Genomic DNA, 15,250 nt, shown 5'->3' with positions numbered 1-15,250 from the left:
GCAGGCAGATCCCTTTCCCCCGAAGCGTCGAGGTGGCACCCACCGGTGAGACGCGCTGTTGCATACGACATGCTCCGCTACAGCCATGGTCCGAGAAGGACATGCGACAATACTGCACGCGCCAGTTCGGTTATGTTCAGCCGCAGGGCGGTTACTCTATCCCGTTGGAATTCTGTTAAGGGCACCAATGTCCGCACCCGCGTCTGCAGTCGTGCAATTGTCCGGGGTCCGTATCGACCGCGGCGGGCGCGCGATCCTGCGCAATGTGTCGCTGGCGGTGCCGACGGGCAGCATCACCGCGGTGCTGGGTCCATCCGGTAGCGGCAAGTCCACTTTGCTGGCGGCGCTGACTGGCGAACTGCGGCCGGTGGCCGGCACGGTGACGCTGTTCGGCGCGGAGATTCCGCGCGGCGCGCGCGCGCTGCTGGAGATGCGTCGCAATGTCGGCGTGCTGTTGCAGGGCAATGGTCTGTTGACCGACCTCAGCGTGGCCGAGAACGTGGCCTTGCCGCTGCGCACCCACACTCGCCTGCCGCGTCCGGTGCTCGATCGGCTGGTGCAGATGAAGCTGCATGCGGTGGGCCTGCTGGCCGCTGCCGATGCTTGGCCGCGCGAGCTGTCCGGCGGCATGGCCCGCCGCGTCGCACTGGCGCGCGCGCTGGCGCTGGATCCACCGCTGATGATCTACGACGAGCCACTGACCGGCCTGGACCCGATCGCCTCGGGTGTGATCATGAGTCTGATCAAGCGCCTCAACGACAGCCTGGGACTGACCAGCATCATCGTCAGCCACCATGTGCATGAAACCCTGCCGATCTGCGACCAGGCGGTGGTGATCGCCAACGGCGGCATCGTCTTTAACGGCACCCCGGCCGCGCTGCAAGCCAGCACCGATCCGTTGGTGCAGCAGTTCCTGCATGGGCAGCCGGATGGTCCGATCGCCTTCGATGCGGCACCGCGCGCACGGAGCGCCGCCTGATGGCCTTCGTCGATTCGATCCGGTCGCTCGGCCGTGCTGGGCTGTTCTCGCTGACCGTGCTGCGTGGCTCCCTGCCCACGCGCGATCTGGGCGCCGAGCTGGTGCGCGAGATCTACAAGGTCGGTGCACGCTCGCTGCCGATCATCGCCGTCGGCGGCGCCTTCGTCGGCCTGGTACTGACGCTGCAGGGCTACCGCACGTTGACGACCTACGGTGCCTCCGATGCGCTGTCCACGTTGTTGGGGTTGTCGCTCTACCGCGAACTGGCGCCGGTGCTGACCGCGCTGCTGTTCATCGGCCGCGCCGGCAGCTCGATCGCTGCCGAACTGGGCCTGATGCGCGCCACCGACCAGATCAAGGCGTTGGAGCTGATGGCCATCGACCCGGTCGCCAAGGCGGTCGCGCCGCGCTTCTGGGCAGCGGTGCTGACCGTTCCACTGCTGACCGGGGTGTTCTGTTCGCTGGCGATCACTGGCGGCTATTTCGAAGCCGTGCACGTGCTCGGCATCGACAACGGCACGTTCTGGTCGGGGCTGAGCAACAGCGTCGATGTCTGGGACGACTTCGGCGTGGCGATGCTCAAGTCGGCCATCTTCGGCGGCACCGCCGCGCTGGTCGCCGCCTACGTCGGCTTCCATGCCGAGCCCACCATCGAGGGCACCTCGGTCGCCACCACGCGCGCGGTGGTCAATGCCTCGCTGCTGGTGTTGATGTTCAACTTCGTCCTTTCCGCAATGTTGTTTAGGTGACCCCATGGCCATGCGTGGACCACGACTCGAATTCGCCGTCGGCGCGTTTCTGCTGCTGACCCTGGCCTCACTGTTGGTCCTGGCGGTGGCCTCGACCAACCAGCGCTGGGGCTTCGGCTCCAGTCAGTACACGCTGATCGCCCGCTTCACCCAGATCGGCCAGTTGCGCCCGCAGGCGCCGGTCAAGATCGGCGGGGTCACCATCGGCAAGGTCGCCGACATCGGCCTGGATCCGGTCAAGTTCGATTCGGTGGTCACCTTGTCGCTGGACAGCAAGTACAAGGACCTGCCTGCCGACACCTCGGCCGGCATCTTCACCAGCGGCTTGCTGGGCGAGAGCTATATCGGTCTGCAACCGGGCGGCGACCCGGAGACCCTCAAGCCGGGCGAGGAAATCGCCTTCACCCAACCGGCGGTGGATCTGCTGCAACTGGTTGGCAAGTACATGTTCAGCGGCGGCGGTGGTAACTCTGCAGCTGGCAACCAGGCCCCCGCCCCGGCAGCGGCCGCTTCTCCCTCCACGGAACCGCATCAATGAAGACCACCCTGCTTTCCGCCGTCCTTGCCTCGACCCTGCTGGTGTGCGCACCGGCCACCGTGCTGGCGCAGTCGGCCGCTGCCAGCGCCCCCGCCCAGGGCGCGGCCACCAAGACCGTCATCGACAGCAGCACCCGCATCCTGACCACGCTGGAACAGCGCCGCGCCGAGTTCAAGCAGAACCCGGCCGCCCTGCGTCAGTTCATCGACGGCGAACTCAACCGCGCCTTCGACCGCGACTATGCGGCGCGTCTGGTGCTGGGCGTGCACGCCCGCGGCGCCTCCGATGCCGACATCAAGCTGTTCGCCGACGCGATGGCCGACAACCTGATGCAGCGCTACGGCACCGCACTGCTGAACTTCGAAGGCAAACCGACCTTCCGCGCCAAGTCCGAGAGCGCGCTGCCGGGCAACCGCGGCGTCAAGGTCTCCACCGACCTGGTGCGTGCCGGCAACGACCCGACCCCGGTCGATTACCTGATGCGCAATGTCGGTGGCCAGTGGAAGATCTTCGATGTGATGATCGAAGGCATTTCCTACGTGCAGACCTTCAAGGGCCAGTTCGACGGTCCGCTGCGCGAGAAGGGCATCGCCAAGGTCGCTGCCGAGCTGCGCAGCGGCAGCATGCAGGTCGGCGGCGCGCCGGCTGGCAATGGCCAGTAACAGCACCGTGCAGCGCAACGGCAGCACGCTGGTGATGACCGGCGTGCTGGACCGTGCGGCAGTCACGGCGGCTTGGCCGCAGGCGCTGGCGCAGCTGGATGGCAGCACCGCACTGGATCTGTCCGGCGTGCAGCGCCTGGACAGTGCCGGGGTGGCGATGCTGGCCGAACTGGCGGCGCGTCTGCGCGGCAACAACGGCAGCGGTCAGGTGGTGGGCACGGCGTCCGGACTGGACGAGCTACGTGCCGCCTATCGCCTGTCGCCCACTCTCGATTTCCAGGCCTGAGCGCCACCCCCATGACCCAGCTCCGTCCCCTCTCCCTGCTGGCCTGCCTGCTACTGGCGGCCTGCGCCAGCCAGACGCCCAAGTCCACCGCACCGACTGCCGCTGCAAACGATGCCGCTCCGACAACGGCGCCGGTGCGCGACGATGCCGCCACCACCGCGCAGCCGGCGGCCGCCGGGTTCGCCGCGGCCGACAGCCTGCCGGCTGCAGTCAGTGCACCGCCGAGCGCCAGCAACACGCCTGCTGCGGTGACGGACGCCGCGGGCGGCCAGCCGACCTCGGCCGAGGACGACTACGCTGCCCTGTACGGCGGCGGCACCCCGCAGGCCGGCGCCAGCGCCGACGCCAGTGCTGCCACGCCCGGCGCGACGCCGAGCTACGATCCCTGGGAGCGCTACAACCGCGGCATGCACCGCTTCAACATGGCGGTCGACCGGACCGTCGCGCGCCCGCTGGCGAACGCCTACGTCAAGGTGGTGCCGCAGCCGGCCCGGCTGGGCGTGACCAACTTCTTCGACAACCTCGGTTCGCCGCTGACCATGGTCAACCAGTTGTTGCAGGGCCATCCGGTGTTCGCGGTGCAGACGCTGGGGCGCTTCCTGATGAACAGCACGCTGGGTGTGGCCGGACTGTTCGACCCCGCCAGCGCGGCCGGCATCCCCCGCCGCAGCGAAGATTTCGGTCAGACGCTGGGCGCCTGGGGCTGGCGCAATTCGCGCTACTTCGAACTGCCGCTGTTCGGGCCGCGGACGGTGCGCGACACCTTCGGCCTGGCCGGCGACATCCCGCTGTCGCCGCTGCGCCAGGTCGACGATGGCGGCACCCGTTTTGCCCTGCAGGGCCTGCAGTTGGTCGATACGCGCGCCCAGCTGATGTCGCTGGATGCGCTGCGCGACCAGGCACCGGACGAATACGCACTGACCCGCGATGCCTGGCTGCAGCGGCGTAATTACCAGATCACTCGCGACCTGCGCAGCCAGCGCGACAAGAACAACGAACTGCCCGACTACCTGCGCGAGGACAAGGACAGCACGGTGCCGGTGGACGCGATGCCGATGCCGAACTGGGGACGTTGATCGTCCGAGCGTATGCATCGACGCGACACAACGAAAAACCCGGGAGCGATCCCGGGTTTTTCGTTGGCTCTTGCAGCACTGCGGATAAGGCTGGCGCTGAGTCCGCCACGCCCTATGCAGCCAGCGCAGCATCCACCGCTGCACGCAGGTGCGCATCGTCTGCCGGCACATCGGGCGCGAAGCGGTCGATGACGGTGCCGTCGCGGCCGATCAGGAATTTCTCGAAGTTCCACAGCACGCCCGGCGCCGGATTGGCGTCGATGCCGTAGCCGGCGAGCTTCTCGCGCATCGGGCCGTCGCCGGTGGCCTGCGGACGCGCCTGGGTCAATGCCTGGTACAAGGGATGGGCGTCATCGCCGGTCACCGCGATCTTGGAAAACATCGGGAAGCTGACCTCGTAGGTGAGCTGGCAAAACTGGGCGATCTCGGCCTCGCTGCCCGGCTCCTGGCCCTTGAAGTCGTTGGCCGGAAAGCCCAGCACTTCCAAGCCCTGCGCGTGCTTGTCGCGGTACAGGGCTTCCAGGCCGGCGTATTGCGGGGTGAGGCCACACTTGGAAGCGACGTTGACCACCAGCAACACCTTGCCGCGGTAATCGCCCAGGCTGGCGGGCTGGCCGTCGATGGTGGTCACGGGAATGTCGTACAGCGTCTGGTGCATCGGCGTGTCCTGGGGTGGAAAGCGACAAGCATAGACCGCCGGCCCACGCCCGCGATGCCACGGGCTGCGATCTTGGGCGCCGTTGCGCTGGCAGCACGGTCGCGATCTTTGCCGCGCTCTGCAGTCGGTCTGTGGACAGCCTGCGATGCTGGCGAGTGACCCCCACCGCCTCTGCGGTCGCGAGCATGACGGTCTTGCATCACTCCCGGGCAGCATCGCGCGCCTGGCCAAGCGCACGCAGCACCGGATCATCGCGGGTCAAGGGCAACGGCGTCGCTGCTCAACACCGCAGCAGCAAGGCCTGTCGAAAGTCCAGTCGATGCAAGACTTCAGTCGATACAGAGCGCCGCCTGGCCCTTGCCGCCGACCACCTGCTGCCGACAACCGAAGCGATCGCTGTCGCGCTGGCAGGTGCCGGTGGTGGCGGTACCGGTCGGCACGATATTGGTCGCCAGGCAGTCGCCGCGACAGTCCGATGTGTCGCTGCATGCCTTGCCGGCATCGGCATAGGGCACCACGCAGCGTGGAATCTGCAGGCGGCCCACCGGCCGCAGCTGGCCACCCTGGGCCGTGCAGGCCGCGGCATCGGCTGCTGGCGATGCCGCAGCGGCGGTGCTGCCGGCCGTCGCGGCAGAAGGCGCGGCCGGCGGCGTCGAGCAGGCCGACACCCACAGCGCGCAGACCAGGGCGGGGATCCATCGATTCAACATGCGGCAGGTCCGGAACGAGGTGCGGCCAGCATGCCAGCGGCACCGTCGGCAGCGCGTGGCGGCGGCGCGCAGTTGTGCCGGCATCTGCCTGCGGCCAGGTCCCAGCCGCCGGATGGCAACCGTGTCATTGCATGGGTGCCAGGCGTGCCTGCAATCAACGCGCGCCAATCCACCGGCAGTCCCCCATGTCTTCGTGCGCAAGCACCGCCACGCCGTTACCGGCGATTTGCAGCAGCGGCCACACCATCGGCCAAGTGTGGCGATCACCCACACCCAACGAACACACGTCCGCGGCGCACCAGCGTCGCTATGCCGTGGCCTCCGTACGACCCACGCCCGCGACTCGCGCCACCAGCGCCGCAACGGCGTGCCGCCGGCGCTATTCCTGCTCGTCGCCGGCCTCGTCATCGCCGGGACCGGCATCGTCGCTGCCGAGCTCCAGCAACGCCTGCGATTGTTCGCTGGACAGGCTTTCCACTCCACGCAGGCGGCGCTCGATGGTGCGGGTCTTGCGCCCGGCATCGCCCAGCGTCTTGCCGACGGTGTGGATCTGCCGCTCCGCCTTTTCCAGAATGCCGGCGAACTTGCCGAACTCGCTCTTGACCGCTCCCAGCAGGCCCCACACCTCGCTGGAGCGCTGCTCGATGGCCAGGGTGCGGAAGCCCATCTGCAGACTGTTGAGCAACGCAGTGACGGTGGTCGGCCCGGCGATCACCACCCGGTACTCGCGCTGCAGCGCATCGACCAGCCCGGCCCGGCGGATGGTCTCGGCGTACAGTCCCTCGGTCGGCAGGAACATCACCGCAAAATCGGTGGTGTGCGGCGGACAGATGTACTTGTCGCCGATCGATTTGGCCTGGACGCGGATGGCGCGCTCGAGCTGGTTGCCGCTGATGCGCAACTGCTCGATGTCGCCGGCCTCCTGTGCGTCGAGCAGGCGCTCGTAGTCCTCACGCGGGAACTTGGCGTCGATCGGCAGCCACACCGGCGTGTCGGCCTGGCCACGCCCAGGCAGGCGCACGGCGAAGTCCACCGCCTCGCCGCTGTCGGGACGCACCCGCACGCTGCGCGCGTACTGCTCGGCGGTGAGGGTCTGCTCGAGGATGTTGTCCAGCTGCACTTCGCCCCAACCACCGCGGCTCTTGACGTTGCTCAGCACGCGCTTGAGGTCGCCCACACCGGTGGCCAGCTGCTGCATTTCGCCCAAGCCGCGCTGTACCTGCTCCAGCCGCTCGGAGACCAATTTGAAGGACGCATCCAGGCGGGTGTTGAGGGTGGTCTGCAGCTTCTCGTCGACGGTGGCGCGCATTTGCTCGAGCTTGCTGGCGTTGTCGTTCTGCAGCGCGGCCAGTTGCTGTTCCAGCGTGGTGCGCAGCTCGCCGATGCGTTGCTCATTGCGCTGGGTCAACTCGGCCAAGCGCTGCCCCAAGGCCTCGGTGGAGCGCTGCTGCGATTGGCCGGCCTCCTCGCGTCCCTTGCGCGCATCCTCGGCCAAGGCCTGTCGCAGCGCGGTCATGTGCGTGTCGGAACGCGCGATCAGCTCGGTCAGTTGCTGGCCGAAGGCCTGGATGCGGGTGTCCTGCTGCTGGCCGAAGGCATCCAGCTGGGTACGCACGTCCACCAGCCGCTGATGGAGCAGCTCGCCGGTCCGCTGCTGTGACGCAGCCGATTCGGCGCGCGCCTTGCGCGCATCCTCGCCAAGCGCGTCACGCAACAGCTCCAGCCGCTGATCCACGCGCGTGGACAGCTCGGCCAGATTGCGCGCGAACAGATCCAGACGTGCGTCCTGCTGGCGGGCCAGACCCTCGAGCTGCTCGCGCAACTCGCCGCGGCCGCTGCGCTGCTCTTCGCGCAAGGCCAGCTCCAGCGTGGCACCGCCACCACGGCGCAGCAGCACGGCCAGCAGCAACAGGATGACCGCGCACAACAGGGCGGCCAGGATCAGGAAATGGGGATCGGTTTGCATGCCGCCAGTGTAGCCGCCCGCGTCGCAGCAGCTGCGCCACGGGCCTAGGTCACCAACGCAGCCGGGGCGAGAACTGAGGCGATACCTTGGTATAGGTGAGGCATGCCGATGTGCATGCGCCACGACCGCATGCATGCTGGGTTGGCGCTGGCGCGCATGTCAGACTTTGTCGGTCGCAACGCAGCGTGCCGCGACCGCGGGCGAGCGAACGCCCGCACTGGCCGCGCGCTGACCGCCATCGTCATCACGGTGGCATTCCCCACCTCGCCGGAGATCGCCATGGACCCCGACCCGCATCGAAGCGGCGCCATCGCCGCTCCTCGCACGCCATCCCGTTCCTTGGTCATTGCCTTGCGCTAAGCCGGAAGACGCCCGCCCTGCGGCGACGTTCTTGCCGGCCATGCGCCGCAAGGAGGTCGTCATGCTGTTCTTTCTGTCCTTCCGCATGCAGCGCTGCCTGCAGCGCGCGCTGCGCGCCGCCGTGGCCATGCACCGTGCCGAGGCGCTGCGCCACCTGCTCGCCACCCATGGTGCGCGTGCCTTCGCCAAGGCGCTGTCGGCGCAGTCCCCACGGGTGATGGCCGATGCCCTGTCGCTCTTGCCAGCAACCGACCGCATCCGCGTCCGTGTGCGGATGCCGCATGCCGCGCAGCGGCGCCTGCATGCTGCCGACGGCACTGCAACGGCATCGGGCTGGCTGCAGCTGGCACTGGCGTGGTGCCCCGCGACACGCGGACTGCATCGCTCCTGAGCCCGCGACGCCGCAGCCCTGCACGATCCGCACCGGGGCGGCACGCGCCTCTCAGTCGCCCACCGCCCGACGGCGTGCACAGCGCATCGCCGCCTTTCCCCCTGCCTAGGGCCGCCCTCTGCGGTCCCCTCACTGCGCCCAGGAACACGCCCATGGAAGCCCTCCGCCTGTTCGATCCCGCCGCCCTGCTCGATACGCTGGTCAGTCTGTCGGCCGCCTTCGTCCTGGGCGCGATCATCGGCTTCGAGCGTCAGGTGCGTCAGCGTACCGCCGGCCTGCGCACCAATACCCTGGTCGCAGTCGGCGCGGCGATCTTCGTCTCGCTCGGCGATCGTCTGTTCGAACTGCACGGCGGGCCACAAGGCGCCGTGCAGGTGGTGGCCTACGTGGTGTCGGGGATCGGCTTTCTCGGCGCCGGTGCGATCATGAAGGAAGGCGCCAACGTCACCGGGCTCAATACCGCAGCCACGTTGTGGGGCTCGGGCGCGGTCGGTGCCTGCGCCGGCGCCGGACTGGTGGCCGAAGCGGTACTGGCGGCGGCGTTCGTGCTGCTCAGCAATACCCTGCTGCGACCGATGGCGAACCGGATCAACCGCAACCCGCCGAAGGCCTCGTCGATCGAGGCGACCTACGTGGTCTACGTGATCTGCGTGCGGGCCGTGCACGGCGAAATGCGCGAGCGACTGATCGAACTGCTGGAGGCAGCCCAGTACCCGGCGCGCGAGGTCGACCAGCATGCGTTCGGGCATGAGGACGTGGAGATCGCCGCGACCCTCTACGCCACCGCGGTGCGTGCCGACGAACTGGACGCGGTGATACAGGCACTGGAGGGCGAAGCCGGTGTACAACAGGCGTTCTGGAACGTCGGCGCCGAGGCCTGAGCTGGTCGTGCCGCACGTCCGCTCCCCTACCCACGCCGCCGATGATGGACTGCTTCAAGCCACTGCCACCGCACCACCGCCTGGCCGGCCTGATCGGCTTGGTCACGGCGATGGCGGCGATCTTCGTCGCCGACACCGTCACCGACTATGCGGTGGCCGCTGCGTTGTTCTATACCGTGGTGATCCTGGCGGCGGTCCGGTGGCTGACGCCATCGGGCTTGCTGTTGCTGGCCGGCGCCTGCATCGGGCTGATCGTGCTGAGCTTCCGGTTGACGCCGTCCGGCGCCTACCGGGTCGGTGTGATCAACTCGGTCATCAGCATCGTGGTGGTGGCAGTGACCACCACCATCGCCGTGCAGATGGAACGGGCCAAGGCCACCGCGCAGGCGGCGCAGGCGCAGCTGTTGCGGCTGGCACGCACGCGCAACCTGGGCAACCTCACCGCCTCCATCGCCCACGAGGTCAACCAGCCGCTGGCGGCGATCGTCACCAGCGGCAACGCCTGCCAGCGCTGGCTCGGTCAGCAACCACCGAATCTGGACAAGGCGCATGCGGCGCTGGCGCGCATCCTCGCCGACGCCGAACGCGCCAGCGAGGTGATCGCGCGGATCCGCAGCCTGACCAAGGGCGAGGCACCGCAGCGCAGCGCGTTCGATCTCAACGCGGTGGTCAGCGAAGTGCTGGCGCTGTCGCGCGGCGAACTGCTGCGGCAGGCGGTCGCAGTGGACATCCAGCTGGCAGCCACGCTGCCGCCGGTGCTGGCCGATAGGGTGCAGACCCAGCAGGTGGTGGGCAATCTGCTGCTCAACGCGATCGAGGCGATGGCCGAGATGCCGGCGCCGCGGCGCACGCTGCGCATCGCCACCGAACGCGAGGACGCGCGGTCGGTCCGCCTGACCGTCGCCGATGCCGGCGTGGGCCTGTCGGCGGACGCGCTGACGCATCTGTTCGATGCGTTCTGGACGACCAAACCCGGCGGCATCGGCATCGGCCTGAGCATCAGCCGCAGCATCGTCGAAGCCGGCGGCGGACGCATCTGGGCCGAGCCGGGCACACCGCACGGTGCGGTGTTCTGCGTGTGCCTGCCGGCCGCACGCCAGGAACAGGCGGCATGAACGTCGTCGACGAAGCGCGCCCGGTGGTCTACCTGATCGACGACGATGCGTCGATCCGTGCGGCGCTGGAGGACTTGTTCGCCTCGGTCGGCCTGCAGGTGCGCAGCTACGCCTCCAGCGCGGCGTTCCTGGCGCAGCCGCTGGCCGAGGCGCCCGGCTGCCTGGTGCTGGACATCCGCATGCCCGGACAGAGCGGCATGGAGTTCCATCGGCGTTTGCGCGAAGCCGGGCTGGCGCTGCCGACCATCTTCATCACCGGCCATGGCGACATCGCGATGAGCGTGGAAGCGATGAAGAACGGCGCGATCGAGTTTCTGACCAAACCGTTCCGCGATCAGGATCTGCTCGACGCGATCAACGACGGCATCGCGCGCGATCATGCGCGGCGCCAGGCCGAGGCGGTACTGGCAGAGCTGCGCGCGCGCTGGGCGAGCCTGAATTCCGGCGAGCAGGACGTGGTTCGGCTGGTGGTACAGGGCCTGTTGAACAAGCAAGTGGCCGCGCGGCTGCAGGTGAGCGAGATCACGGTGAAAGTGCGCCGTGCCCAGGCAATGCGCAAGATGCAGGCCGGTTCGCTGGCCGAGCTGGTGCGGCTGACCGAACGGCTCGGGCTCTAGCGCTCGCCGGCCGCAGCGATAGCTTTGCTGCACTGCGTTCGGCGACACTGGCGGGCTTGTCCTGTCGCTTGCGAGGCCCGCATGTCGTTTCTCTTCCGGCGCAAGCCCATCGATCTGGTCACCGTGCACGAACGGGGACGGCAGCTGGTTCCCAGCCTGAGCTGGCCGCATCTGATCGCACTGGGCATCGGTGCCATCGTCGGTACCGGCATCTACACGCTGATCGGCGTGGGCGCCGACAAGGCCGGCCCGGCGGTGCTGCTGTCCTTTGTCGCCGCCGGCATCGTCTGCGCCTGCGCGGCGCTGGCCTACGCCGAGATGGCCACGATGATGCCGGCCGCCGGCAGCGCCTATACTTATAGCTACACCGCGCTGGGCGAAAGCATCGCCTGGGTGGTCGGCTGGAGCCTGGTGCTGGAGTATTCGCTGGTGGTCAGCACGGTGGCGGTGGGCTGGTCGGGCTATTTCGTCGGCTTCCTGCAGTGGCTGGGCGTGCAGTTACCCCAGGCCTTGATCGCCGGGCCGCATGCCGGCGGCATCGTCAACCTGCCAGCGGTGGTGATCACCTTCGTGGTGGCGGGGCTGCTGATGGCCGGCACCAAGGAAAGCGCCACCCTCAACGCGATCCTGGTAGTGCTCAAGATCATCGCGCTGGGCGTGTTCGTGGCGATCGCGCTGCCGGCGTTCAACAGCGCCAACCTTGAGCCGTTCATGCCTTACGGCTTTTCCAAATCGCTGGGTCCCGATGGGGCAGAGCGCGGGGTGATGGCGGCAGCGGCGATCATCTTCTTCGCCTTCTATGGCTTCGATGCGATCTCCACCGCGGCCGAAGAGACCAAGAATCCGGCGCGCGATCTGTCGATCGGCATCGTCGGCTCGATGATCGGCTGCACGCTGATCTACGTGTTGGTGGCGCTGGCGGCGGTCGGTGCGATGAGCTTCACCGTGTTCGGCAAGAGCCCCGAGCCGCTGGCGTTGATCCTGCGCGAGCTGGGCCATGGCAAGGCCGCGCTGGTGATCGGTGCGGTGGCGATCATCGCCCTGCCGACCGTGTTGCTGGCGTTCCTGTACGGGCAGAGCCGCATCTTCTTCGTGATGTCGCGCGACGGCCTGCTGCCGCGTGGATTATCGACGGTCAACCCGCGCACCGGCACGCCGATCGCCACCACCTTGTTCACCGCGGTACTGGTGGCGGCGCTGGCCGGGGTGGCGCGCCTGGACGAGATCGCCGCACTGGCCAACGCCGGCACGCTGGCTGCTTTCGTCGCGGTGGCCGCCTGCCTGCTGGTGCTGCGCGTGCGCGAGCCGAACCGGACCCGTGCCTTCCGCGTGCCGCTGGCGTGGGTGGTGGGGCCGGTGGCGATCCTGGGCTGCCTGTATCTGTTCTGGAGCCTGCCGAACAAGACACAGGGCTGGTTCCTGCTGTGGAACACGCTGGGCGTGGTGATCTATCTGGCCTATGGACGGCGCCGCAGCCGGTTGAATGCGGCTGGCTGAGCGTCCGCACCCCTTTCTCCCGTCGGGAGAAGGGGACCCGAAGGGGCCGGGCGAGGGCCGCCTCAGATCGCTGTCCATTGCCAGCGGTGACCGCCATGTCGCACGCGCCTGCTCGCGGGCACCCGCAGTGCCTTCTCCCGCCGGGAGCAGGTGGCCCGAAGGGCTGGATGAGGGCAGGCGCCGCGGCCTCAGTCCGCTTGCGGTGTCGCACAGAACGAGGTCGGTAACGCATCCGCTTGCGTGCCCCAGCCCTGCGTCGGGGCCTGCTGGGTGAGGCTGAATGCCAAGGTGCCACCCTGCTGCAGCTGCGCCCAATCCAGGAGCACCAGCGGCTGGGCCTTGCCGTTCCAACGTACGCTGTCCACGTATTGCAGCGCGCGCCCGTCAGCGCCGGGGGCCTCGATCCGCAGCCGCTTGCCGTTGCCCAGTGCCAGGGTGGCGCGTTTGAAGCGTGGGGGATGCAGCAGGAATTGGCCGCTGCCCGGCACCGCCGGGTACAGACCGAGCGCACTGAACAGGTACCAGGCCGACATCGTGCCGAGGTCGTCGTTGCCGGTGACGCCATTGGGCGCGTTGGTGAACAACTGTTGCGCCGCGCGCAGCACCGTCGCGGTCTTCCACGGCTGGCCGATCAGCGTGTACATCCACGGTGCATGCAGATCCGGTTCGTTGTTGGGGTTGTAGCGGTACTGGTTGTAGTAGCTGTACGGGCCGACCACCCAATGCGTGCGGGCGCCATCGAGTGGGTCCTTGAGCAACTCTTCATAGGCGAAGAAGGTGTCCAGCCGCTTGCCGGCCTGCTCGCTGCCCTGCATGGCCTGCAGCAGGCCGGGGATGTCCTGTTGCACCAGCCACTGGTATTGCCAGGCGGTGCCTTCGTGGAAGCCGTGCTGCGCGCGCGGGCTGTAGTGGTCGTTGGACGGTGCGTACCAGCTGCCGTCCTCCAGCCGTGGCCGTGGGAAGCCAACGAAGCCGGTCTCGGCATCGCGCACCGCCGGATCCCAGACCTTGCGCCAATTGCCGCCGCGCGCGCGCAGCTGCGCGCTGTCGTCGGCGTGGCCGAGCGCTTGCGCCATCTGTGCCAGCGCGCAGTCGGCCAGCGCGTATTCCAACGTGGCCGAGCCGCCGTGATGTGGATCCACGTCCATGCCCTTGGACGGAAACGCGCGGTCGTATTGCACGAAGCCCTTGGTCAGATAGTTGGCGTTGCCCGAGCGACCGGCGTGCCGCGAGTTGATCGGCGGTTGGCCGACGGCGTTCTGGCGTAGCGCTGCATACGCCTCGGCCTCATTGCCCTGCAACGCACCGAAGCGCCACAGATCGACCAGGAATGGTGTCACCGGGTCGCCGGTCATGATGTTGGTATCGAAGTTGGCGTAGCCCCAACGCGGCAGCCATCCACCCTGCTGGTGGATGGCCAGCAGCGAGCGGCCAATGTCGCGTGCCCGCGCCGGCTTCAACAGCGCCAGCAATTGGTTCTGCGAGCGATAGGTGTCCCAGAGCGAGAAGTATTCGTAGTAGGTCCAGCCATCGGCGCGATGGATCGCGTCGTCGTAGCCGCGGTAGCGGCCATCGGCATCGCTGCCGGTGAGCGGTTGCAGCAAGGCGTGATAAAGCGCGGTATATGCGACGGTGCGGTCGTCGTTGCCGGCGCCGTCCAGTTGCAGGCTGGCCAGCTCGCTGCGCCACTGCTGCTGCGCGCGCTGACGCATCCGTTCCAGGCTCAGCAGGCGTCCGTCCTGCATGCCATCGGCGCGCAGGTTGTTACGTGCGCCATCGGCATCCACGTGCGAGATGGCGCTGACGATGGTCACCGCGCGCGCGTCCTTGCCCTGCCCCAGCGGGAAGCTGAGCCAGGCGCCATTGGGCTTGAGTTCGCCGCCCATGGCGTGGCGCGCGCCGGGCACGCCGCCGTCTTCGCCCCACACCCCGTGCGCGGTGAACGGACGATCGAATTCCAGTCGGAACCAGGTGGTGTATTCATGACCGCCGCAGAAGCTCTGGGTGACCAGCTTGCCCTCCACCACGCGGTCGCCGACCACCTGCACCTGGCTGCCGATCACCACGTGGCGGTCGTTGGCCTGGGCCAGATTGACCAGCACATGGCCGGTATCGGCGCCGGGGGCGAAGGTGTAGCGTTCGGCGGCGGCGCGGGTCAGCGCACTGGCCTCGACGTCGATGCCGCCGTAGTCGGTGAGCCGCACCTTGTAGTAGCCGGCCTGGCCCACTTCGCCGTCATGCGTGTAGCGGGCCGCATAGCGCTTCTGATCGAATGCCTTGGCATCGCCGGTATCGAAGTCGCCGCCGGGGCCGATGGTGCCGGTCACCGGCAGCACCGAGACCTGACCGCCCTGCTCCCAGCACCCGGCACCGGACAGGAACGAGCGACCGAAGCCGCGGATGCTGGGATCGTCGTAGCGCCAGCCGGCATAGTGCGAACCGATCGGGCTGACCTGGATCAGGCCGAATGGCGCCGACGCGCCGGGGAAGGTGTTGCCCTCGTCCTTGCTGCCGATGAAGGTGTTGACCTGGGCCGGATCCTGCGCGGCCAGCGGCGGTGCAATCGCCAGGCCGAGCAGACATGCCGCGGCGATTGCGTAACGCCAGGGCGAGCGCCGCGTGTGCAGCGTGCAGGGAAGGACCGACCGGACAACTGGATGCATGCAGGAGACCTCAGGGTGCGGGCGGCCGGAGCCGCGGGGGATGCGCGCCTGCCAGCGGCGTGGACGCTGGGGAGGTCACGATGACGTGCATGCAGCGGTCGA

Annotated in this window: 16 protein-coding genes; 12 read left to right on the top strand and 4 right to left on the bottom strand. The window is 68.3% G+C overall.

Annotated elements, in window-relative coordinates:
* Positions 1-187 precede the first annotated feature (187 nt).
* From CKY51_RS08370 to CKY51_RS08345, 6 genes are read left to right on the top strand one after another with little or no spacing between them, the layout of a single operon-like run.
* Positions 188-979 carry an ABC transporter ATP-binding protein gene (locus CKY51_RS08370; RefSeq protein ID WP_022972811.1) on the top strand — a complete coding sequence of 264 codons (792 nt, stop codon included), beginning with the start codon at positions 188-190 and terminating at the stop codon, positions 977-979.
* Positions 979-1,728 carry an MlaE family lipid ABC transporter permease subunit gene (locus CKY51_RS08365; protein ID WP_022972810.1) on the top strand — a complete coding sequence of 250 codons (750 nt, stop codon included), beginning with the start codon at positions 979-981 and terminating at the stop codon, positions 1,726-1,728. Before CKY51_RS08370 ends, CKY51_RS08365 begins: the two co-directional genes overlap by 1 nt.
* Before the next feature lie 4 nt (positions 1,729-1,732).
* The gene (mlaD, locus tag CKY51_RS08360) at positions 1,733-2,266 is read left to right on the top strand and encodes an outer membrane lipid asymmetry maintenance protein MlaD (protein WP_022972809.1); all 534 of its coding nucleotides are present in this window, start codon (positions 1,733-1,735) and stop codon (positions 2,264-2,266) included.
* Positions 2,263-2,928, top strand: a complete 666-nt coding sequence (locus CKY51_RS08355) for an MlaC/ttg2D family ABC transporter substrate-binding protein (RefSeq protein WP_022972808.1) — start codon at positions 2,263-2,265, stop codon at positions 2,926-2,928. Before mlaD ends, CKY51_RS08355 begins: the two co-directional genes overlap by 4 nt.
* A complete protein-coding gene (locus CKY51_RS08350) occupies positions 2,918-3,214 on the top strand; it encodes an STAS domain-containing protein (RefSeq protein ID WP_022972807.1) in 297 nt (98 codons plus the stop codon). The genes CKY51_RS08355 and CKY51_RS08350 overlap by 11 nt, the downstream gene beginning before the upstream one ends.
* An 11-nt stretch (positions 3,215-3,225) precedes the next feature.
* Positions 3,226-4,290 (top strand): MlaA family lipoprotein, encoded by a 1,065-nt coding sequence (locus CKY51_RS08345; protein WP_022972806.1) that lies wholly within the window; start codon positions 3,226-3,228, stop codon positions 4,288-4,290.
* Positions 4,291-4,402: 112 nt separating this feature from the next.
* Here CKY51_RS08345 and CKY51_RS08340 read toward each other — a convergent pair whose 3' ends face one another.
* The 3 genes from CKY51_RS08340 to CKY51_RS08330 form a co-directional block, all read right to left on the bottom strand.
* Entirely contained in the window at positions 4,403-4,948 is a 546-nt protein-coding gene (locus CKY51_RS08340; RefSeq protein WP_022972805.1) for a glutathione peroxidase, read from the bottom strand.
* 329 nt (positions 4,949-5,277) lie between these two features.
* Entirely contained in the window at positions 5,278-5,658 is a 381-nt protein-coding gene (locus CKY51_RS08335; protein WP_031340013.1) for a hypothetical protein, read from the bottom strand.
* Between the two features lie 379 nt (positions 5,659-6,037).
* Positions 6,038-7,570 carry a DNA recombination protein RmuC gene (locus CKY51_RS08330; protein ID WP_031340012.1) on the bottom strand — a complete coding sequence of 511 codons (1,533 nt, stop codon included), beginning with the start codon at positions 7,568-7,570 and terminating at the stop codon, positions 6,038-6,040.
* A 168-nt stretch (positions 7,571-7,738) separates the two neighbouring features.
* Here CKY51_RS08330 and CKY51_RS08325 point away from each other — a divergent pair, with 168 nt between their 5' ends.
* From CKY51_RS08325 to CKY51_RS08300, 6 genes are all read left to right on the top strand, one after another.
* Positions 7,739-7,984 (top strand): hypothetical protein, encoded by a 246-nt coding sequence (locus tag CKY51_RS08325; protein ID WP_152249093.1) that lies wholly within the window; start codon positions 7,739-7,741, stop codon positions 7,982-7,984.
* Between the two features lie 61 nt (positions 7,985-8,045).
* A complete protein-coding gene (locus CKY51_RS08320) occupies positions 8,046-8,375 on the top strand; it encodes a hypothetical protein (protein WP_031340011.1) in 330 nt (109 codons plus the stop codon).
* Positions 8,376-8,527: 152 nt separating this feature from the next.
* Entirely contained in the window at positions 8,528-9,256 is a 729-nt protein-coding gene (locus tag CKY51_RS08315) for an MgtC/SapB family protein (RefSeq protein WP_022972799.1), read from the top strand.
* Between the two features lie 41 nt (positions 9,257-9,297).
* Positions 9,298-10,371, top strand: a complete 1,074-nt coding sequence (locus CKY51_RS08310) for a sensor histidine kinase (protein WP_022972798.1) — start codon at positions 9,298-9,300, stop codon at positions 10,369-10,371.
* Positions 10,368-10,988, top strand: coding sequence for a response regulator transcription factor (locus CKY51_RS08305; protein WP_022972797.1), 621 nt, complete (start codon positions 10,368-10,370; stop codon positions 10,986-10,988). The genes CKY51_RS08310 and CKY51_RS08305 overlap by 4 nt, the downstream gene beginning before the upstream one ends.
* 81 nt (positions 10,989-11,069) lie before the next feature.
* Positions 11,070-12,485: an amino acid permease gene (locus tag CKY51_RS08300; protein WP_022972796.1), complete on the top strand. Its 1,416-nt coding sequence runs from the start codon at positions 11,070-11,072 to the stop codon at positions 12,483-12,485.
* A gap of 188 nt (positions 12,486-12,673) precedes the next feature.
* On the opposite strand, the gene CKY51_RS08295 is transcribed toward CKY51_RS08300, so the two are convergent.
* Entirely contained in the window at positions 12,674-15,148 is a 2,475-nt protein-coding gene (locus CKY51_RS08295) for a GH92 family glycosyl hydrolase (protein WP_052172267.1), read from the bottom strand.
* Between the last annotated feature and the right edge of the window lie 102 nt (positions 15,149-15,250).

This window comes from Xanthomonas maliensis, assembly GCF_009192945.1.
Taxonomy (GTDB): domain Bacteria; phylum Pseudomonadota; class Gammaproteobacteria; order Xanthomonadales; family Xanthomonadaceae; genus Xanthomonas; species Xanthomonas maliensis.
The sequence above is the reverse complement of the archived record's forward strand: the minus strand, read 5'-3'. Positions and strand labels throughout refer to the sequence as shown.